The organism is Blastococcus sp. URHD0036, from assembly GCF_000701365.1.
In the GTDB taxonomy this organism is placed as follows: Bacteria; Actinomycetota; Actinomycetes; order Mycobacteriales; family Geodermatophilaceae; genus Trujillonella.
The window spans coordinates 140610-159562 of the sequence record NZ_JNIK01000014.1 but is presented as its reverse complement, the minus strand read 5'-3'; the positions used below and the strand labels follow the sequence as shown (position 1 = coordinate 159562).

General features: G+C 73.3%; 20 protein-coding genes. 7 read left to right on the top strand and 13 right to left on the bottom strand.

What is annotated here, in order from left to right; translation table 11 throughout:
* Nucleotides 1–100: 100 nt before the first annotated feature.
* Both N555_RS0112930 and N555_RS0112925 read left to right on the top strand, forming a co-directional pair.
* Nucleotides 101–502 (top strand): cupin domain-containing protein, encoded by a 402-nt coding sequence (locus N555_RS0112930; protein WP_029431911.1) that lies wholly within the window; start codon nucleotides 101–103, stop codon nucleotides 500–502.
* 112 nt (nucleotides 503–614) lie between these two features.
* Nucleotides 615–1928, top strand: a complete 1314-nt coding sequence (locus N555_RS0112925; RefSeq protein ID WP_156036346.1) for a glycosyltransferase family 4 protein — start codon at nucleotides 615–617, stop codon at nucleotides 1926–1928.
* Nucleotides 1929–1993: 65 nt separating this feature from the next.
* On the opposite strand, the gene N555_RS0112920 is transcribed toward N555_RS0112925, so the two are convergent.
* From N555_RS0112920 to fabG, 3 genes are all read right to left on the bottom strand, one after another.
* Nucleotides 1994–3742 carry a hypothetical protein gene (locus N555_RS0112920; RefSeq protein ID WP_029431909.1) on the bottom strand — a complete coding sequence of 583 codons (1749 nt, stop codon included), beginning with the start codon at nucleotides 3740–3742 and terminating at the stop codon, nucleotides 1994–1996.
* A gap of 290 nt (nucleotides 3743–4032) precedes the next feature.
* Nucleotides 4033–4665, bottom strand: a complete 633-nt coding sequence (locus tag N555_RS0112915; RefSeq protein ID WP_029431908.1) for an SGNH/GDSL hydrolase family protein — start codon at nucleotides 4663–4665, stop codon at nucleotides 4033–4035.
* 70 nt (nucleotides 4666–4735) lie between these two features.
* Nucleotides 4736–5497 carry a 3-oxoacyl-ACP reductase FabG gene (gene fabG, locus N555_RS0112910; protein WP_029431907.1) on the bottom strand — a complete coding sequence of 254 codons (762 nt, stop codon included), beginning with the start codon at nucleotides 5495–5497 and terminating at the stop codon, nucleotides 4736–4738.
* 532 nt (nucleotides 5498–6029) lie between these two features.
* Between fabG and N555_RS0112905 the strand changes: the two genes are divergently transcribed.
* The 3 genes from N555_RS0112905 (at nucleotide 6030) to N555_RS0112895 (ending at nucleotide 9210) form a co-directional block, all read left to right on the top strand.
* Nucleotides 6030–6887, top strand: coding sequence for a glycosyltransferase (locus tag N555_RS0112905; protein ID WP_081866184.1), 858 nt, complete (start codon nucleotides 6030–6032; stop codon nucleotides 6885–6887).
* On the top strand, nucleotides 6884–8335 hold the full coding sequence (locus N555_RS0112900; RefSeq protein WP_051684033.1) for a glycosyltransferase family 4 protein: 1452 nt from the start codon (nucleotides 6884–6886) through the stop codon (nucleotides 8333–8335). The genes N555_RS0112905 and N555_RS0112900 overlap by 4 nt, the downstream gene beginning before the upstream one ends.
* A 113-nt stretch (nucleotides 8336–8448) precedes the next feature.
* Nucleotides 8449–9210, top strand: coding sequence for an FkbM family methyltransferase (locus N555_RS0112895; protein ID WP_051684032.1), 762 nt, complete (start codon nucleotides 8449–8451; stop codon nucleotides 9208–9210).
* 45 nt (nucleotides 9211–9255) lie between these two features.
* Here the strand turns inward: N555_RS0112895 and N555_RS0112890 are convergent, their stop codons facing one another.
* From N555_RS0112890 to N555_RS0112855, 8 genes are all read right to left on the bottom strand, one after another.
* A complete protein-coding gene (locus N555_RS0112890) occupies nucleotides 9256–9675 on the bottom strand; it encodes a DUF350 domain-containing protein (protein WP_029431903.1) in 420 nt (139 codons plus the stop codon).
* A gap of 77 nt (nucleotides 9676–9752) precedes the next feature.
* Nucleotides 9753–10016: a hypothetical protein gene (locus tag N555_RS25950; protein ID WP_034510356.1), complete on the bottom strand. Its 264-nt coding sequence runs from the start codon at nucleotides 10014–10016 to the stop codon at nucleotides 9753–9755.
* Between the two features lie 55 nt (nucleotides 10017–10071).
* Nucleotides 10072–11469 carry an AI-2E family transporter gene (locus N555_RS0112880; RefSeq protein ID WP_081866183.1) on the bottom strand — a complete coding sequence of 466 codons (1398 nt, stop codon included), beginning with the start codon at nucleotides 11467–11469 and terminating at the stop codon, nucleotides 10072–10074.
* Nucleotides 11470–11540: 71 nt separating this feature from the next.
* The gene (locus tag N555_RS0112875) at nucleotides 11541–11942 is read right to left on the bottom strand and encodes an ankyrin repeat domain-containing protein (RefSeq protein ID WP_029431900.1); all 402 of its coding nucleotides are present in this window, start codon (nucleotides 11940–11942) and stop codon (nucleotides 11541–11543) included.
* Nucleotides 11939–12688: a dienelactone hydrolase family protein gene (locus N555_RS0112870; RefSeq protein WP_029431899.1), complete on the bottom strand. Its 750-nt coding sequence runs from the start codon at nucleotides 12686–12688 to the stop codon at nucleotides 11939–11941. The genes N555_RS0112875 and N555_RS0112870 overlap by 4 nt, the downstream gene beginning before the upstream one ends.
* Before the next feature lie 36 nt (nucleotides 12689–12724).
* Nucleotides 12725–13270, bottom strand: a complete 546-nt coding sequence (locus tag N555_RS0112865; RefSeq protein ID WP_029431898.1) for a hypothetical protein — start codon at nucleotides 13268–13270, stop codon at nucleotides 12725–12727.
* Nucleotides 13271–13359: 89 nt separating this feature from the next.
* Complete coding sequence (locus tag N555_RS0112860) at nucleotides 13360–13833, bottom strand: hypothetical protein (RefSeq protein ID WP_051684031.1); 474 nt, start codon at nucleotides 13831–13833, stop codon at nucleotides 13360–13362.
* Between the two features lie 21 nt (nucleotides 13834–13854).
* Nucleotides 13855–14322 carry a PPOX class F420-dependent oxidoreductase gene (locus N555_RS0112855; RefSeq protein ID WP_029431896.1) on the bottom strand — a complete coding sequence of 156 codons (468 nt, stop codon included), beginning with the start codon at nucleotides 14320–14322 and terminating at the stop codon, nucleotides 13855–13857.
* Between the two features lie 71 nt (nucleotides 14323–14393).
* Between N555_RS0112855 and N555_RS0112850 the strand changes: the two genes are divergently transcribed.
* Together N555_RS0112850 and N555_RS0112845 are read left to right on the top strand one after the other, a co-directional pair.
* Nucleotides 14394–15671: an AI-2E family transporter gene (locus N555_RS0112850; RefSeq protein ID WP_081866182.1), complete on the top strand. Its 1278-nt coding sequence runs from the start codon at nucleotides 14394–14396 to the stop codon at nucleotides 15669–15671.
* A 77-nt stretch (nucleotides 15672–15748) separates the two neighbouring features.
* On the top strand, nucleotides 15749–16708 hold the full coding sequence (locus tag N555_RS0112845) for a proteasome assembly chaperone family protein (RefSeq protein ID WP_029431894.1): 960 nt from the start codon (nucleotides 15749–15751) through the stop codon (nucleotides 16706–16708).
* 1 nt (nucleotide 16709) lies between these two features.
* Here N555_RS0112845 and N555_RS0112840 read toward each other — a convergent pair whose 3' ends face one another.
* Both N555_RS0112840 and purU read right to left on the bottom strand, forming a co-directional pair.
* Nucleotides 16710–18017 carry an MFS transporter gene (locus N555_RS0112840; protein ID WP_029431893.1) on the bottom strand — a complete coding sequence of 436 codons (1308 nt, stop codon included), beginning with the start codon at nucleotides 18015–18017 and terminating at the stop codon, nucleotides 16710–16712.
* Nucleotides 18018–18071: 54 nt separating this feature from the next.
* Complete coding sequence (gene purU, locus N555_RS0112835) at nucleotides 18072–18941, bottom strand: formyltetrahydrofolate deformylase (RefSeq protein ID WP_231502727.1); 870 nt, start codon at nucleotides 18939–18941, stop codon at nucleotides 18072–18074.
* Nucleotides 18942–18953: the final 12 nt, after the last annotated feature.

The following is an 18953-nucleotide window of genomic DNA, read 5'->3' as shown; positions in this document are numbered from 1 at the left end:
GCCGGGGGACTAACTCCTCGTCATACCGGGCAGGAGCAGGGCGTTCGCCGTCCGGGCCGGAGCTCCGGGGGGCATCCCTTCACGACGAGAGGAGCCGACGATGGCCGTCATCCACTACACCATCGCCACCGAGGCGGAGAAGTACGCCGACTTCCGCCGGGTCCTGTGGACCGGTGAGAAGACCCAGCTCGTGATCATGACCATCCCGCCGGGTGGGGAGATCGGCGAGGAGGTCCACGAGGACATCGACCAGATCCTCACCTTCGTGAGCGGCACCGGCGAGGCCAAGGTCGGCGGAGCGACCAAGAAGGTCGCTCAGGGCGACCTGGTCGTCGTCCCGGCCGGGACGAAGCACAACTTCGTGAACGTCGGCCCGAACCCGCTGGTGCTCTACACGGTCTACGGCCCGCCGGAGCACGCCGACAAGGCCGTGCACAAGACGAAGGAAGAGGCCGACGAGCTCGAAGAGGCCGGCAAGGACGAGCCGCCCACGTCCGACTGATGCCACCGGCGGGGCCACCGGGGGTGGCCCCGCCCCGGCTCAGGCGGCTCTGCCGCCCGGGCACTCCTCCGGCCGCCCGCTACGGGTCTGGCCGTGGACTACTCTCCCGCGGGTGCTCGCACCCAAGATCGACATCGACGTCTTGTTCTTGAACTGGCGCGATCTGAGTCACCCGGAGGGCGGCGGGTCCGAGCGATACGTGCACCGGATCGCCGAGGGCCTGGCGGCTGCCGGGCTCCGGGTGGCGATGGCGTGCGCCGCCCACGACCGCGCACCGGCCGACGAGGTCGTGAACGGCGTGCAGGTCCTGCGGCGGGGTGGCCGGCTGACCGTCTACCCCCGAGCGATGGCCCTGGTCCGGCGCTCCCGGCCCCGGCTGGTGGTCGACGTGCAGAACGGCGTGCCCTTCGCGAGCACGCTCGTCACCCGCTCCCCCGTGGCCGTGGCGCTGTTCCACGTCCACCGCGAGCAGTGGCCGATCGTCTTCGGTCGCATCGGCGGCCGGATCGGGTGGTGGCTGGAGTCGGTCGTCGCGCCAAGGGTCTACCGCCGGGCCCGTTACGTCACATTGTCTGAGGCCACGCGCGACGACGTGGTGGAGCTCGGCGTCGACGCCGCCCGGATCACGGTGACTCCGGTGGGCATCGAGCCCACGCCCGCCGTGACGTCAGAACGCTCGGCCACGCCCGAGCTCATCACCGTGGGCAGGCTGGTGCCGTACAAGCGCGTCGAGCACGCCGTGGAGGTGCTCGCCCGGCTCGGGGACCGCTGGCCGGACATGCGGCTGACGATCGTGGGCGACGGCCCGTCGGAGGAGCGGTTGCGCGCCGAGGCGGAGCGGCTCGGGATCGCCGACCGGGTGCGCTTCGCGGGCTTCGTCGACGAGCAGACCAAGCACGAGCTGCTGGCCTCGGCGTGGGTGCACCTGTGCCCCTCGGTGAAGGAGGGCTGGGGGCTGGTGGTCAACGAGGCCGGCGGCCATGAGGTCCCGACGGTGGGATATGCCGCCGCCGGCGGCCTGCAGCAGTCCATCCGGGACGGAGTCACCGGCGTGCTCGTGGACGACCTGGACCAGATGACCGAGGCCGTCGCCTCCCTTGTCGAGGACGAGGCCGCGCGCCGCGCCATGGGCCGCGCCGCCGCGCAGCACACCGCCTCGCTGGGCTGGCCGGCCGCAGTCGCCTCCTTCGCCGCGTTCCTCGCCCGGAGCGTCCGCGATGCCGGGGCCGGCGCCCCTCTCGGCCTGCGCCTGGACGAGCTGGCCGCCCTGCTGGACCGCATCGCGACCGGGGCCGACATCGACGGGAACTGTGCCGTGGGAGGCCAGGAGGGCCGCGCGAGCACCCGCCCGGACGAGGACGGCCCGCTCGCCGCCACGACGGGGACGCCCGCGCAGCCGGTGGCCGTCGCGGACCGGGCGGTCTGACCGCGCTCGTCGTCAGCGACACGCCTGTCGGCGGGACCTCCCGGCTCGCGCACGCCCCGACCGGCTCAGGACACTCCCTGCGGCCACGGCGTGCCGACCACCAGGCCGTCCAGGCACACGGTTGCCGGCGCCGTCGCGGTGACCCGGGTGGTGACCGCGCCCCGGTCGCCCGTGACGACGAACCCGGCCCGCCCGGCACCGGCCGCCAGGCTGAGGACCTGCTCGTCACCGCCGACGCTCACGTGCAGGATCACCGGCTGGTCCGTCCGGTACCCCACCTGGAGGACCTCGGGGCCGAGTGAGGGGCCGGCCAGCTCGCCCAGTTGCTGATCGGTGCCGGCGACCTGCCACCCGCACCCGGGAACACCGCCCGCGGCCTGCAGCATCGGCTGGAGGAGGACGATCGGGCGCAACCCCGTCGTCACGTCGTACACCCGCAGGTCGGTGCCCGGCCGGTCGAACGGCCGGTCCTCGCCCAAGACCGCGAGGAGCGACTGCAGGCCGTCCGGCTGCGGGAAGAGGTTGATGTTCGCGGGGATCCAGGTGCTGATGACCGAGGCCGCGGGTTCGTCGTCCATCGCCTGCATCAGGCCGTCGACGTAGTCACGGGAGTCGCGGTGCTGGAGATCCTCGGCCAGCACGGCGGTGGAGAAGAGACAGCTGCTGACGATGAGGGCGATGCCGACCACTGCCGCGCGGGTCGAGGGGACGAGGCGGTGCACCCAGCTGGGCCCCTCGCGCTGCACCAACGGCCCGGTGAACGCGGCGCACACCCCGATGACGAGGACCGGCAACGCATCGGTGATGTATCGCGGGTCGCGCGCGATCGGGAACTGGTCGACCAGCCCCGACCTGAGGAGCTGGACCAGCGCGAGGTCGACGACGACGTAGCCGACGCCCAGCAGCCATCCGTTCAGGGCGCGGTCCCCGCGCAGCCAGAAGCTCGCGGCCACCACGGCGAGGAAGAGCAGGGTGCTGGCCCAGGCGCTGCTCGTGGTGACATCGGGCAGCACGGTGTTCTGCGCGCCACCGGTCCAGGGCCCACCGAAGATGCCGGGCAGCAGCAGCCGGGTGATCGTCTCGCCGCTGGCCGTCGCGCCCGCTGCGACGTCGCCATCGGTGCCCGTGGTCTCGACGACGGAGAGGTAGAACGGGACGTAGGCCGCGACCAGCACGACGTGCGCCACGAGGTACGGCCAGGCACGGACCAGCAGCCGGAACCGTTGCTCGAGCGGTTCCGCGGCCCACTCGACGAGCACGAGCACCCCGATCAGGAGCGGCAGGATCAGCAGCGCCTTCTCATAGGAGAGCAGCCCCACCACGGTGCCGGCGGCCGAGACGACCGCCCAGCGCCACGACCGCCGGCGGACGCTCCGGATGAGACCCAGCAGCGCCGTCAGCATCCCGATCTGCAGCGGCATCGCCTCCAGGCCCGCCGCCATCCACGTCGCGGCGGGCAACCCCAGCGGGGAGAACAGGTAGGCGGCGAAGGGGACGAGGATCCAGAGCGAACGGCCGAAGAGCTCTCGCAGCACCGCGAGCAGGAGCACCGAGGCCAGCAGTTGCATGCCCACCAGCAGGACGGCGGCCGGGAGGAACGAGCCGCCGGTGTCCCGGCCGATCAGCCAGTAGACCAGGCTGGGCACGATCTCCAGGTGGTCGTTGTGGTCGCGCACCAGGAAGTCCGAGGACAGGCCCAGTTCCTGCGCTTGGAACATGTGGAAGAAGTCGTCCTGCCAGTAGTACGACGGCAGCACGATGAGGGCCCGCACCACGGTCTGCACCGCGATCAGGATCCCGCCGGCGAGGAGCATCCTGTCCCACCGACGGGCGGAAGGGGTCGCGTCGTCGCGATCTGCGTCTCCGCGATCCGCGTCGCTCGCCTGCCTGGTCAGTGCGACCATTCCACCCGCTCCCGTTCCGATTCGACTGTCCTTCCTCCGATGCCCCGGAGGGGAGAACGGCTCTGTCGCCGTCCTCACCGTGCATCCGAGCGCAGCAGAACAGGAGGTGCGACTCAGAGGGCGGGAATATAGCGCCTCGTCGAGATAGTGGGCTTCGGCCCGGCGGCAGCCCATCGAGTGGCGGTCGCTCCCGCCCCAGGTCAGGCCGCCGTGCCGTCCCGGCGCTCGCAGGCGGTTGCCAGCACGACCGGGGTGAGCGCCGAGGCGATCGCGGCATAGCCGGCCGAGGACGGGTGGAACCGGTCCGCGGCGAACATCGACGGGTCGGACTCGAACGAGCGGCCCACGTGCGCGGCGACCGCGGCCACCCGCGCCCCCGCGGACGCCGCCACCGCCTCCTGCCGGCGCTGCAACTGCGCCGAGGCGGCCCGCACCACCGGCCGGAACGCCGGCGGGACGAACGGGATGCTGGACATGTCCGGCGCCGGGACCACGACGACGTCGGTGCCGGCGCCGCGCAGTGCCGTCACGGCGCTGCCGAGGGCGGCTGCCGCCGACTCGGTCGGGACCAGGCGGGCGAGGTCGTTGGCGCCGACCACGACGACGGCCACGTCCGGTGCGCGGCCGGCCGCGGACAGGGCCCGGCGGACCTGGGCGGTCAGGTCGGCGGAGACCGCGCCGGGGACCGCCAGCACGCTGAGCTCGACCTCGTGCCCGTCGGCGCGCAACGCGGCGGACAACCGGGCGCCGAGCGTGTCCTCGGGCCGCGCGGCGCCGGTGCCGAAGGCGATCGAGTCGCCCAGGACGGCGAGGCGGAGGGGAGTTCGGCTCACGACCACGACAACGCCGGCCGGCGGGGCGCTGTGCCCGCCGGCCGGCGTGAACCGCGTCGCGTGCGGGGCGTCAGGCCCGCGGACCGCCGGCGGCGTAGACGACCTGGCCGGACACGAAGCCGGCGCCCTCGCTCACGAAGAACGACACGAGGTGTGCGATGTCCTCGGGCTGGCCGACCCGGGCGACGGGGATCTGCGAGGCGTTGAACTGGATGAAGTCGTCGAAGCCCACGCCGAGACGGTCGGCGGTCGCCTTCGTCATCTCGGTCTGGATGAACCCCGGGGCGACGGCGTTGGCGGTGACGCCGAACTTGCCGAGCTCGATGGCGAGGGTCTTCGTGAAGCCCTGCAGGCCGGCCTTCGCGGTGGAGTAGTTCGCCTGGCCGCGGTTGCCCAGCGCCGAGGTCGAGGACAGGTTGACGATCCGGCCCCACTTCGCGTCGATCATGTGCTTCTGCGCGGCGCGGGTCATCAGGAAGGCGCCCCTGAGGTGCACGTTCATGACGATGTCCCAGTCGCTGTCGCTCATCTTGAACAGCATGTTGTCGCGCAGGACGCCGGCGTTGTTCACGAGCACGACCGGCGGGCCGAGCTCGGCGGCGATGCGGTCCACGGCCGCGGTGACCTGGTCGGCGTCGCTGACGTCGGCGCCGACCGCGAGGGCGGTGCCGCCGGCGGCCTCGATGGCCTCGACGGTGGCCTTGGCGGCCGACTCCTCGAGGTCCAGCACGGCGACGGCGAAGCCGTCGGCGGCCAGCCGCTGCGCCGTGGCCGCCCCGATCCCCCGGGCCGCGCCGGTCACGATCGCCACGCGGCGCTGTGCGTCGGTCATGTCGCTCCTTCTCCTGCCGGGCCGGACGGCACCGGGTCGTCTCGCTCGGACTCGTCCGACACCGTACTTCGCCGCCCGGGGCCCGGATCGGGCGGTCGTGGCCGTCGCCGCGGGCAGCCCGTCACGGGCGCCCGGCAGCACGTCGATCCCCGGATGGACTCGACGTCGATCTCGATCCCGGCTTGACCCGGGGAGTGACGCCCCCCATATTTACCGCCACGCGACCAGGGGCTTCCGTCCCCGACAGCCGAGGAGGCAGGGGACGTGCAGATCAAGCCCGAGGGCGTGCGGCCTGCCAGCCCCGTGACCGGCGCCCCACTCGTCCTGGTCGCATGATCCGCTCCCCGTTCTCCCCGCACGTACCGAGCTGCCCCGGGGATAGCGCTCCGTCGCCCGTGCCCGCGGCGGCAGGGCGCCGTTCCCCCGGTACGGCCACAGCCCGCCGAGAGCACGCCGGCACGCCCTCGTCCGTGCAAGACCGCTCATCGCCCGTCGTGTCCCAGCCGCCCACTCCGCACGGAGGCACCGTCAGATGACTCCAAGCGCGACCCCGATCACTGCAGCTCTGGGTGTCCGTCCGCTCCTCCCCCGTCCGGTCCTGGTGCACGGCAACCGGGCGGCATCCCTCTCGCCGCAGCCCACGCGGCCACTGCCCGGCAGCGCCCGGCCGGTCGACCTCGAGGTGTCCATCCCCGCGTACAACGAGGCCGGCCGGCTGCCTCGCACCCTGGAGCGCACTGTCGAGTTCCTGGCCGAACAGCCGTGGAGCTCACGCCTGCTGGTGGTCGACAACGGCAGCTCCGACGGGACGGCCGACGTCGTCCGTGCTCACATCCGCGCGTCCGACAGCACGGTGCCGGTCGAGCTGGTGGGCTGCGCACGGCCGGGGAAGGGTGCCGCGGTCCGGCGGGCCCTGCTGCACAGTCGTGCCCGCTTCGTGGGCTTCTTCGACGCCGACCTCGCCACGCCGGTGGAGACCCTGTCGATCGCGATGACGCACCTCCAGGCGGGCGCCGCGGCCGTGGTGGGCTCCCGGTACACAGCCGGTGCGCAGTTCGTCCACGCCCAACCGGCGGGCCGGCGTCTGGGCGGCGCCGCCTTCCGCCTGATGACCCGCAGTCTCGTCAAGGGCGTCCAGGACACGCAGTGCGGGTTCAAGTTCTTCGAGCGCGCCGCGATCGTCCCCGCGCTGGTCACCTGCCGGACCTCGGGCTTCGCCTTCGACGTCGAACTGCTCCGCCACCTGCAGCAGGCCGGGATGGACATCGTGGAGGTCCCGGTCGCCTGGAGTCACGCGGGCGGATCGTCGTTCTCCCCCCTCAAGGACGGCATGTCCGCCTTCCGCACGGTCCTCCAACTGCAGCGTTACGCCGTCGGCAGCGGGTCGTGAGCGACCACTCGGCCGCCTTGCGTGGTGCCCGCCTCCTCGTCCTCAACTGGCGCGACGTCCGCCATCCGCTCGCCGGTAGTGCCGAGCAGTACATGCACGAGATCGGCAAGCGGTGGGTCGCGTCCGGCGCCGACGTCACCTGGCTGACGGCGGCGGTGCCCGGTCAGCCCGCGCGCGAGCACCTCGACGGCCTGCACATCGTCCGTGCCGGCGGGCCGATGTCGGTGTACCCGCGGGTCGCGGCCCGCCTCCTGACGCTCCGCGGCCACTTCGACGCGACCGTGGACTGCCAGAACGGCACGCCGTTCTTCTCGCCGTTGTTCGCCGGCCGTCGGGCACCGATCGTGCAGATCGTCCACCACGTCCACCAGGACCAGTTCTCGACGCACTTCTCCGCACCGATGGCCGCTCTGGGGCGGTGGCTGGAGAAACGGGCGGCGCGATGGGCCTACGGCCGACGGCCGATCGCCGCCGTGTCCCCCTCGACCCGGCACGAGTTGCGTTCCCGGCTCGGCTACCGGGGCCCGATCTTCGTCGTCCCCAACGGGACGATCCCCCTCCCGGCGGAGACCACCCTCCGCGCCACGGATCCGACCATCGTCGTCGTCAGCCGCCTCGTGCCGCACAAGCGGATCGACCTGCTCCTCGGTCATCTGGGGACGGTGGCCGACGAGGTGCCGGGACTGCGCGTGGAGATCGTCGGGGACGGGCCGGAACGGACGCGCCTGCAGAGCCTCGTGCACGAACTCGGCCTGCACTCGACCGTCACGTTCCACGGGCGGGTGTCGGACGAGGCCAGGGACGAGCTCCTCGCGAGGGCCTGGCTGACGACGTCGACCTCGCAGGCGGAGGGTTGGGGCTGCACGATCCTCGAGGCAGCGGCCTGGGGCGTCCCGTGCCTGGCCCTGCGGGTGCCCGGGGTCCGCGACTCGGTCCTCGACGGCGAGACCGGCTGGCTCGTGGACGAGTCACGAGACCTCGGCTCGGCGCTGGTCCGCGCACTGCGCGAGCTGGTCGACCCCGTGCGGGCCGAGGCGGTGGCCGACACCTGTCGGACCTGGGCCGGGTGCTTCTCCTGGGACCGCAGCGCCAACCTCCTGGCAGGCATCCTGCACAGCGAGATGGCGCGGATGCGAGAGGCCACACCGGATCAGTCCGTCGAGCACCGGGAGGCACGGTCGGACATCGCCGTGCTCGCGGTGTCCGACCAGCGGCAACCCGACGTGCAGGCACGGCTGCGTGCCGTCGACGAGGTCGTGCACTTCGGTGACCGGACCGCCGTGATGCTGAACGGGTGTGACGAACCCGCTGCCACGGCCGTGCTGATGCGTGTCGGGATGCAGGCGACGTCGCTGCAGCTGGTGGACAACCGGCTCATCCTCGCCGGGCCCGCGGCTCCCCTCTCCCCGGACCGCGCCCTCAGCGAGCTGGGTCTCGACACCGTCTGAGCCGGTGGCCGCACAGCCGCTGGGCCGGACCGCTGCTCCCTTCGAGCTGGGGCACGGTACGGTCACGCCCGATCGGCCCGCACCAGGGCCTCGCTGCTGCGATTCGGAGTTGCATGGGCGCGCTGAAATCCACCTTCGCAGTCGTGCCGCCGGGCGCGCGGCATCGCCTGATCGCCATGCAGTACCGGATGTCCGAGGGCGAGCTGCGCCGGTTGCGCGACTTCGTCCCGGCCGACAAGACCGCGGTCGACGTCGGCGGCTGGTGGGGCCCGTGGACGTACTGGCTGTCGCGCCGCGCGACGGCGGTGCACACGTTCGAGCCGGTTCCGCACGTCGCGCAGTTCCTGCAGTCGGTCAGCGCACCCAACGTGACGGTGCACAACTTCGCCCTGTCCGATGCCGCAGGCGAGGCCGTGCTGCACGTGCCCTCCGGGGGGCCGGGCAGTGAAGGCCGTTCCACCCTGCACACGCCCGGGTTCGCCGACCCCACGGATGTGACGGTCCAGCTCCGGACGCTCGACAGCGTCGAGATCCCCGGCGCCATCGGCTTCGTCAAGATCGACGTGGAAGGTCACGAGGCGCAGGTGCTGAAGGGGGCGCTCGACACCATCAGCACCCACCGCCCGGTGCTGCTGGTCGAGGTCGAGGCGCATGACGACCGCCCGACCAACGTCGAGGAGGTCGTGGCGTTGGTCGAGGGGCTCGGCTACTCCACGAGCTTCCTGCGCCGCGGCCGCTGGCTGCCGTTCACCGAGTTCGACGTGGAGCGCGACCAGCGCGCACTGGCCGAGGCGGTGCGTGCCCGCGGGCTGCTCGCCAACATGGTCATGAGCTCCGGGTACATCAACAACTTCCTCTTCCGCCCCAAGCCCTGACGGCCCCTCCGGCGGTGCGGCTGAGCGAGCTGGGCTGACCCGCGGTCAGGGCCAGATGCTGGCGACGATGATCGCCGCCACCGCGAGCTGCACCGCAGCGCTCACCAGGCTCGCGGGGTGGAACTGCGTCTCGGTCAGGTGCTCCCCCAGGCGCCCCGGCGTGATGACGTCGAGGACGACGAAGGCGACGGCCTGCAGGAACACCCCCAGGACGCCGAACACGACCGTGTACGCCAGCGCGTCGCCGAAGCCGCTGGTCGCGTTGGTCCAGATGCTGGCGAAGGTGATCGCGCCCTGCCCGAGGAACCCCGCAGACAGGGCGATGGCCGCGTTGATCGAGCGGTTCTCGTGGATATGCCTGCCCAGGTGGCCCGGGGTCAGCAGGTCCAGCGTGAAGAACCCGAGGACGAGCAGCGCGATGCCCACCCCGGTATAGGCGACGGCGTAGCCGAGGCTCTGCAGCATGGGGGCGGGACCTCCGGGACGGGGGACGACGTCGGCCCGCTGTGTCTACAGCACTGCTCGCCCCAGCCCGCCGCCGGTCAGGCGGTCCTGCGCAGCCGGGTCACGGCGGCGTCGTCCTCCTGGGCCGGCCGCGGCGCCGGGTGCTCGACCAGGGCCAGGACCCGGGCGGACATGAACCTCGCGGTGCGCACCGGCGTGCCGCCGCGAGTGGTCTCGGTGACCTCGACGACGCCGCGGCCGTGGGTCACGTCGACCCGCCGGCCGGCCCGGGTGGCCTCGATCTCGTAGGTGCGGGTACTCCCGCCGGCGTCGATCACGATCTCGACTCGATCGCCCTTCATGACGTACTCCTCTCGACCTCAGGTCAACGTCGAGAGTCGCTCGGTCATTCCGGGATCAGGCCTGGTCAGCGCCCTGTCCGGGCGGTTCCGCGCCCGGCTGGCGGCGGTGCGGCCGGGGCACGTGCGGACGGGGCACGTGCGGACGCGGCACGTGCAGAGCGCGGACCGAGGCGAGGGCGGAGCGGCGGGCCTGGGCACGCTGGCGCGCACGACTGGTCCGTGGTGCCCGGGGTTCCTCGCGCAGCAGCGCGTCCAGCCAGTGGCCGCGCGGATCGACGTCGACCAGCAGCGCCTTCACCAGCAGGGTGAGCGGGATGGCCAGGAACGCGCCCAGCGCCCCCAGGGCCCAGCCCCAGAACAGCAGGGCGATGAAGGTGACGGTCATGGACAGCCCGACCGAGTCGCCGACGAACCGTGGCTGGATCAGCGTCTGGATCACGAAGTTGAGGACGGCGTAGACGATCACGACCGCCCAGAACTTGCCCCAGCCGCCGTCCAGCAGCGCGAGCAGGGCCGGGGGCAGCAGGCCGAGCACGAAGCCGATGTTCGGCACGTAGTTGGTGATGAACGACAGCAGGCCCCACAGCAGCGGCAGCGGGACGTCGAGGATCGTCAGCGCGATGGTGTCCCCGACCGCGACGATGAAGCCGAACACGGTGCTGACCAGCAGGTAGCTGCGGGTGCCGCGGGCGAACAGGCCCATCGCGATGAGCAGGTGCGGCCGCTCGGAGGCGATGAGCGCCAGCCGCCGGCCGAACCCGCCGGACTCGATGGCGAGGAAGACCAGCGCGGTCAGCAGGAGCAGCAGGGTGGACGCGGCGTCGGTGAGGCTGGCCAGCAGCCCGGTCGCCACCCCCACCAGCTGGCCGTAGTCGATCTGCGAGACCAGGTCGCTGATCTGCCCGGAGACCACGCCGGCGTCGTTGAGGTCGTCCTGCACCGACTGCAGCAGGTCGTTGAACTGCGGCGCGTAGTCCGGCAGCCGCGCCGCCATCTGCGCGACGGACACGACCAGCAACGCGACGAAGGCGAGCAGGATCGACCAGACGAGCAGCAGCAGCACCGCGGCGCTCGCCCACCGGGGCCAGCCGTGCCGCATCAGCCAGCGCTGCACCGGCATCAGCGCCACGACGATGACCAGGGCCAGGAGCACCGGGCCGATCAGCCAGGCCAGCGTGCGCACCCCGCTGAGCGCGATGGTGGCGGCCGCGGCACCGACGAGCAGGACCAGCCAGCGCGGCAGGCCGCCGGCCGGCTGCGGAGCATCGGCGACCGGGGTCTCCGAGGGGGCCTCCGACTCGACCTCGGCGGCCACCTCCGAGGCGACCTCGGTCGATGCCGCGGCCTCGACGGCCCGGACGGCTCCGTCCGGCTCCTCGGCGTCGGGCACCCGGTCGCCGGCCCGGCGGGCGGGGACGGCTCGCCCCTCCGGCAGCTCCGATCGGGCCACCATCTGTTCTCCACTCTCCCCCGTGCGGCCTGCGCCGCGACCCTCCACCAGGGTGTCACGCCCGGGTCGCGGGCTCAGCTCCGAGCGGCCTCCAGGAGAGCGGTCATCTCCGGCAGCACGAAGAAGGCGGCGGTGTCGCGCGCGCTCGGCCCACCGCCGTCGGGGTCGGCTCCCGCGTCGAGCAGCGCACGGACGGTCTCGGCGGACTGCCGGAACACCGCCGCGGCCAGGGCGGTCTGACCCCGGTCGTTGACGCGGCCGGCGTCGGCACCGCGCGCGAGCAGGGCCGCGACGGTGCCGGGGTGGACGTGGTACGCGGCGAGGATCAGCAGCGTGTCGCCCTTGTCGTTCGTCAGGTTCGCCGGGACACCGGCGTCGACGTACGCCGCCAGCTCCTCGGTGGCACCGCTGCGCGCCAGGTCGAAGACCCGGTGGGCCAGCTCGAGGACCTCCGGGTCGATGCCCTGAGCGCTCACGGGGCCAGGCGGTCGAGCAGCGCCAGGATGCGGCGCCAGGAGTCGGCGGAGGCCTCGGCCCACTCGTCGGCGCTGCGGTCGAAGAAGGAGTGCGGAGCGCCGTCGTAGACCGCCGTCTCCACCTCCGCCCCGGCCGACCGCATCGTCTCGGCCAGGGCCAGCTGGTCGGCGACCGGCGTGGCCATGTCGTCGCCGGCGATCAGCATGAGCACCGGCAGCCGGGCCGAGCCGGCCGCGTCGCCCACCATCTGCGGCCGGCCGTAGAAGCCGACGGTGGCGGCCAGCGGGAGGCTGCCCTCGGCCTGCCGCCAGGCATTGCTGCCACCGAAGCAGAAGCCGACCGTGATCACGGGGAGGTCGGCGCGGGTGCGCTCGCGCAGGTAGCCGATCGCGGCCGCCGTGTCGCCGTCGATCCCCTCGGCGGTGGCCTGCGGCATGTGCGCCTTCCAGTCGAAGTCCTGGTCGCGGGTGCCGTGCCCGGCGCGGCCGGCGGTGCGCGCGTAGTAGTCGACGGCGACCGCGGGGTACCCGGCCTCGGCGAAGCGTTCGGCCAGCGCCACGTAGTAGGGGTGCAGACCCCGGACGTCGGGCAGCACGACCACGCCGGCCCGCGCTGCACCCGCGGGGGCGGCGAACGCGGCGTCGAACTCCGTGCCGTCCGCGGAGGTCAGGGTGAGCAGCCCGCGCTCGGCCACCTCACCGGCCGACGGCGGAGCGGGCGGGCGGCTGTCGACGTCGTGGCACATGTCCCCTGCCTACCAGCCCTCCGACGCCCGGGCAGCTCAGGTGTCGGCGGCCTCGTCGGCAGCTTCCGGCCGCCCCCCGAAGACACGGGCCGCCACCTCCCGGCGCGCGTCGGCCAGCCACGTGTGCTGCTCGTCGGCCTGGGCGACCAGCCGCTCGAGCAGCGCACGGTCCAGCCGCGGGTCGACCGCCGCCAGCTCCAGCAGCGTCTCGAAGCCGGCCCGCTTGGCGAGGACCGCGGTGGCGATGAACTCGAACTCGACCAGGTCGCTGAGCGGCGACCTGGAGAACAGCCGGCCGTTCAGCTTGGCGCGGGAGAGCTTCTCCGCCACCCAGGTGCCCAGCTGCTTGTAGCCGCGGACCGGGATGCCCAGCGCCCCGGCCATCGCGACGTGGGCGGACCGCTCCTCGCGCAACTCGTCGAGCAACTGCTCCAGCCTGGCCTCGTAGGGGGTGCCGCTGTGCCGCGAGAGCATCCGCGACACGAGCTCCACGCCCCCGGTGGCGGCGGCCAGGTGGTCGTTGACGTAGACGCCCAGCAGCTCGTGGTTGCGGATGCCGCCGTTCGCGGTGGACTCGGGCACGGGACCTCCTGGGTGAGCGGCACGGACCCGCCCATTCTCGCGGCCGGTCGATCGACGCGCTCGGCGGCAGCGGCCTCGCGCTCGCCGCCTCAGGGGTCGGCGCGGGCCAGGAGGCGGGCCGCCGTGGGCCGCAGGTCGCACTCGAGGTCCCAGCCGCCGGCGGCGAGCCGCTGGCCCACCGCCTGGCGGCTCACGCCCAGCTCGGCCGCGGCCGCGGCCTGCGTGCGGCCGGCGGCGAGCAGGTCGACCGCGGCCCACGCGGCGGCGCTGCGGCGCATCACCAGGACCGCGAGGGCCGACAGCACCGCCTGGGCGTCCCGCGCCTCGGCCGGCTGCGGCCCGCGGACGGCGAGCCGGGCGGGGACGCGGGCGGCCGCCGCCAGCGCGAGGGAGGCGGCGAGGACCGCGGGCCCGCCGCGGCCGGGGACGCCCGGGTCACCCGCGCCCACCCCGATCGGCCGCCGGCCGGAACGCACCAGGCGCAGCACCGAGTCGACGACCGCCGCGGGGTCGGAGACGACCAGGGGGTCCGCCCCCCCGGCGACGCTGACCACGAACGGCACGCCCGGAGCGTGCGGCAAGCCTCAGAGCTTGTCGAGCACCTCGGCCGGGAAGCCGCCCGTGGCGACCGGGCCCCAGCGCTCGACGGTGATCCGCAGCAGCGACTTGCCCTGCTTCGCCATCGCGGCCCGGTACTCGTCCCAGTCGGGGTGCTCACCGCTGATCGACCGGAAGTACTCGACGAGCGGTTCCAGCGCCTCCGGCAGGTCCAGCACCTCCGCCGTCCCGTCCAGCTGCACCCAGGGCCCGTCCCAGTCGTCGGACAGCACGCACAGCGAGACCGCGGGGTCCCGGCGTGCGTTGGTCACCTTGGCGCGCTGCGGATAGGTGGAGACGACGACCCGGCCCTCGGCGTCCACGCCGTAGGTGACCGGTGACAGCTGCGGTCCGCCCGAGCTCCGCCGGGTGAGCAGCACGGCGCGGTGCCGGGGGCGGAGGAAGGCGAGCAGGGCGTCCCGGTCGACCCGGTCGGCGGTGGCTGTCCTGGGCATGCAGGTCACGGTAGTGCGACCGCCGAGGCCGTCGCCCGGTGCGGTCGGCCGCGCTGTGCTGACATATCGGCATGAGGCTGCTCCCCCGACGTCCGCCGTCCCCCGACGCGGCGCCCGCCGTCACCGACGTCCCCGGGGCCGCCACGTCCGCGCCGGCGCCGTCCGACGAGCGCGGTCCCAGGCTGCAGCGCGGCATCCGCACGCTGGCGATCGCCTCGGCCGAGCTGCTGCTCATCGTCCTGGGGCTCTATGTGCTCGGGGAGATCCTCGGCAAGCTGTGGGTGGTCCTGCTGCCGACCATCATCGGCCTGCTGATCACCACGGTGCTCTGGCCGCCCACCCGCTTCCTCCGCCGGCACGGCTGGCCGCCGGCGCTGGCGTCCGCGACGGTCCTGCTGGGCGCGATCGCGGTGTTCGGCGGGATCATCGCGCTGATCGCGCCGCAGGTCGTGGACCAGGTCGAGACCCTCGCCGACCAGGTGGGCGGCGGCCTCCAGGACGTGCAGGACTGGCTGCAGGGCCCGCCGTTCAACATCGGCGAGGACCAGATCGGCGACACCATCGACAACGCGATCAACGAGCTGCAGTCGCGCGCCGGGGACATCGCCGGCTACGCCGCGACCGGCGCGACCGCGATCGGCAACGGCCTGATCAACCTCGTGCTGGCACTCGTGCTGACGTTCTTCTTCCTCAAGGACGGCCCCCGCTGGGTCCCGTGGCTCGCGGCGCAGACCGGCCGCCGCGCCGCGCCGCACGTGGCCGCGCTGTCGGACAAGGCGTGGACGACGCTGTCGGAGTTCATCCGCCAGCAGGCCTACGTCGGCTTCATCGACGCGTTCTTCATCGGCATCGGCCTGTGGATCCTCCACGTGCCGCTGGTCCTGCCGCTGGCCGTGATCACGTTCTTCGCCGCGTTCGTGCCGATCATCGGTGCGTTCGTCGCCGGCGCCTTCGCCGTCCTCATCGCCCTCGTCGACCAGGGCTTCGGCACGGCGCTGGCCGTCCTGATCATCGTGCTGGTGGTGCAGCAGATCGAGGGCAACATCCTGCAGCCGCTCATCCAGGGCCGCGGGTTCAACCTGCACGCCGGCGTCGTCATCCTCGCCGTCACGGCCGGCAGCAGCCTGGCCGGGATCACCGGTGCCTTCCTCGGCGTGCCCGTGGCCGCGCTGATCGCCGTCACCTACCGCTACACGCGCGACCAGCTGGACGGGAAGTCGCCCGAGGTGACCGACGACGGCAACCGGACCCAGATCTCCGGGGACGAGAACGGCGTCTCGCTGACCGCCGAGTCGGTCGACGCGCCGGGCGACCGGGGGCCCGGGCCGGAGGAGGACGCCGGGGAGTGATCCTCGCGGGGGATCATGGGAATGCCTGAGCGGCTCCCGCGGCTCGGAGTGGTGACGTCGTCGAAGAGGAGCACCACGTGGCACGCACACCTGAGGACCTCGTGGAGCTGTTGTCCGCGGCCGATCCGTTCCTGGACCGGGAGAGCGCGCTGGCCCAGCACGCGGATCCGGCCGGGGCCCGCCGCGGCCTGGTGCTGGTGCACGACCTGGCCGGGGACTTCGACGCGGCCCGCGCCGGCTCGCTGGCCGGAGCGCACCTGCTCGCCAGCCTGCCGCACGAGGTGATCGCCCGCTTCGACGCCGACGCGCTCGTCGACTACCGGGCCCACCGCCCGCGCATGACGTTCACCGGCGACAGCTACGCCGACGTCACGCTGCCGGAGATCCTGGTCTACGCGCTGGAGGACGACGCCGGCGAGCCCTTCCTGCTGCTGCACGGCGCCGAGCCGGACTTCGCGTGGGAGCGCTTCGTCGGCGCCGTGCGCGGCCTGGTCGAGCGGCTGGGCGTGACCTCCGTGGTCGCGCTGCACGCCATCCCGATGCCGGTGCCGCACACCCGACCGGTGACGCTGACCGCGCACGCCACGCGGCGGCAGCTGATCGAGAGCTACCCCGTCTACTGGGGCCAGGTCCGCATCCCCGGCAGCATCGGTGCGCTCCTCGAGCTCCGGATGGGCGAGGCGGGCGTGGACGCCTACGGCCTCGGGGTGCACGTGCCGCACTACCTCTCCCAGGCCACCTACCCCGCGGCGTCCCTGACGCTGCTGGAGCACCTGTCCCGGCTGACCGGCCTGCACCTGCCCACCGACGCGCTGCGAGAGGCGGCGGAGGTCAACCGCACCGAGGTGGACGAGCAGATCGCCCGGTCGCCGGAGAACACCGCCGTCGTCGCCGCGCTCGAGCAGCAGTACGACCAGTTCACCGCGGTGCACGGCGACACCGGCCTGCTGGGCGGCCGCGGCGAGGTCCCCAGCGGGGAGGAGATCGCCGACGAGTTCGAGCGGTTCCTCGCCGAGCAGGACAAGCGCCGGGAGTAGGTCAGCGCTCCTGCAGGACCTGCGTGCGGGTCGCGGCGAAGGCGACCGCACCCAGGGCGCCCACGGCGGCGAACAGGTAGAAGCCCCACGGGAACGCCAGGTCGCGGCTGACCAGCAGGCCGGTCAGCACCGGCCCGACGATCGCCCCCGCGCGGCCGGCGCCGGCCGACCAGCCCAGCGCCGTCGCGCGCACCTGCGGCGGGTGGTTGGCGCTGACGAACGCGTAGACGAGCACCTGGGCGCTGAAGACGAAGCAGCCGGTCAGGAAGACCATGACGTAGATGCCGCCGATGGGCAGCCGGATGGAGAGCAGGGCCAGGAAGACCGCGGCGGCGCCGAACCAGGCGATGCCCGAGGGCCGGATGCCGACCCGGTCGGCGACGGTGCCCGCGACCAGGAGCCCCACGACGGCGCCCACGTTGAGCACGAGCAGGAACGCCAGCGAGTCGCCGAGGTCGTAGTCGGCCTGGCGCATGATCGTCGGCAGCCAGTTGTTCAGCCCGTAGACGAGCAGCAGGCCCATGAACGACGTGACCCCGACGGCGACGGTGTTGCGCAGCCAGGCCGCGGTGAACAGCGTCCGCACGGTCGCTCCCGCACCGCCCGGCTCTGCTGTCCCGGCCTCGACGGGCGGAGCCGTCTCCAGGCCGTGCCGGCGGGCGACGTCGCGCGCCTCGTCCTCCCGGCCGTGCGCCAGCAGCCAGGCCGGTGACTCGGGGAGCCGGGCCACCATCAGCGGCACCAGCACCAGTGCGGGGAGCGCGCCGATCACGAACATCCAGCGCCACCCGATCGGCTCCACCACCGCGATCGCCAGCGCCGCCGTGGCCACCGCCCCGACGTGGTAGCCGGTCATCATCGTCGTGGTGGCGCGGCCGCTGCGCCGGCCGCGGCTGAACTCGTTCACCATCGCGATGGCCGTGGGCAGGCAGCCGCCGAGGCCGAGGCCCGCGAGGAACCGGAGCAGCCCGAAGACCCCGGCGTTCGGTGCGAACGCGCAGAGCAGGGTGAACACCGAGAACGAGGTCACGGCGCCGATCAGGGCCTTCCGCCGGCCGACGACGTCGGTGAGCGTCCCGATGGTGAGGGCGCCGATCATCATGCCGACCAGGCCGATGGTGATCACGAACGTGCTGCCGCTGCCGGACAGGCCCCACTCGGCGGGCTCCTGCAGCGCCGGGACGACGGTTCCGACGACCACGAGGTCGAACCCGTCGAGCAGCACCGCGATCCAGCACAGCGGGGCCACCCACCCGAGCGCCCGGGCGGTCGTCGGTGCCGGCGCCCGCACCTGGGACGGAGAGGTCATGCGCGTTCGTCTACCCGCGTCGGCGCCGCTCCACGCAGGCGGCCGGGACCGCCGTCAGGCGAAGACGATCGTCCGGTCGCCCTCGACGATGACCCGGTCCTCGACGTGCCAGGTCACGGCCTGGGCGAGCACCTGCCGCTCGACGTAGCGGCCGACCCGGCGCATGTCCTCGACCGTGGCGCGGTGGTCGACCCGGGCGACCTCCTGCTCGATGATCGGGCCGGCGTCGAGCTCGGCGGTCACGTAGTGCGCCGTCGCCCCGATGAGCTTCACCCCGCGGTCGTGCGCGGCCTGGTACGGGTTCGCGCCGACGAAGGCCGGCAGGAAGCTGTGGTGGATGTTGATCAGCCGCTCGGGGAACCGCGCGCAGAACTCCGGCGACACGATCTGCATGTAGCGGGCCAGCACCACCAGGTCGGCGTCCCCCACGATCTCCAGGGCCCGGGCCTCGGCCTCGGCCTTCGTGGCGGGGGTGACCGGCACGTGGTGGAAGGGGATCCCCGCGGCCCGCGCGACCGGCTCGAGGTCGGGGTGGTTGGAGACGACGGCGGTGACGTCGGCCCGCAGGTCGCCGGCGCGCACCCGGTAGACGAGCTCCTGCAGCGCGTGGTCGGCCCGGCTGACGAAGATCGCGACCGACGGCCGGTGCGCGGCCTCGGTGAGCCGCCAGGTCATCCCCCACTGCCGCGCCAGCAGGTCCAGCGCGCCCTCCAGCTGCGGGCGGCGCTCGGCCAGGTCGGCGAGGACGAACTCCAGGCGCAGGGTGAACGTGCCGCCGGTGGGGTCGGAGGAGTGCTGCTGCGAGTCGGTGATGTTCGCGCCCACGTCGGCCAGCAGCCGGGACAGGACGGCGACGATCCCGGGCCGGTCGGGGCAGCGCACCACGAGGCGGCCGGCGTCGGCGGTGGTCGGATCGGTCGGCACGCGCGACATCCT

Bases quoted from the DNA above. Each gene is read 5' to 3' on its own strand.
- N555_RS0112930 (WP_029431911.1), top strand. From the start codon at position 101: ATGGCCGTCATCCACTACACCATCGCCACCGAGGCGGAGAAGTACGCC.
- N555_RS0112920 (WP_029431909.1), bottom strand. From the start codon at position 3,742: ATGCTCCTCGCCGGCGGGATCCTGATCGCGGTGCAGACCGTGGTGCGG.
- fabG (WP_029431907.1), bottom strand. From the start codon at position 5,497: ATGACCGACGCACAGCGCCGCGTGGCGATCGTGACCGGCGCGGCCCGG.
- N555_RS0112905 (WP_081866184.1), top strand. From the start codon at position 6,030: ATGACTCCAAGCGCGACCCCGATCACTGCAGCTCTGGGTGTCCGTCCG.
- N555_RS0112895 (WP_051684032.1), top strand. From the start codon at position 8,449: ATGGGCGCGCTGAAATCCACCTTCGCAGTCGTGCCGCCGGGCGCGCGG.
- N555_RS0112890 (WP_029431903.1), bottom strand. From the start codon at position 9,675: ATGCTGCAGAGCCTCGGCTACGCCGTCGCCTATACCGGGGTGGGCATC.
- N555_RS25950 (WP_034510356.1), bottom strand. From the start codon at position 10,016: ATGAAGGGCGATCGAGTCGAGATCGTGATCGACGCCGGCGGGAGTACC.
- N555_RS0112880 (WP_081866183.1), bottom strand. From the start codon at position 11,469: ATGGTGGCCCGATCGGAGCTGCCGGAGGGGCGAGCCGTCCCCGCCCGC.
- N555_RS0112870 (WP_029431899.1), bottom strand. From the start codon at position 12,688: ATGTGCCACGACGTCGACAGCCGCCCGCCCGCTCCGCCGTCGGCCGGT.
- N555_RS0112855 (WP_029431896.1), bottom strand. From the start codon at position 14,322: ATGCCCAGGACAGCCACCGCCGACCGGGTCGACCGGGACGCCCTGCTC.
- N555_RS0112850 (WP_081866182.1), top strand. From the start codon at position 14,394: ATGAGGCTGCTCCCCCGACGTCCGCCGTCCCCCGACGCGGCGCCCGCC.
- N555_RS0112840 (WP_029431893.1), bottom strand. From the start codon at position 18,017: ATGACCTCTCCGTCCCAGGTGCGGGCGCCGGCACCGACGACCGCCCGG.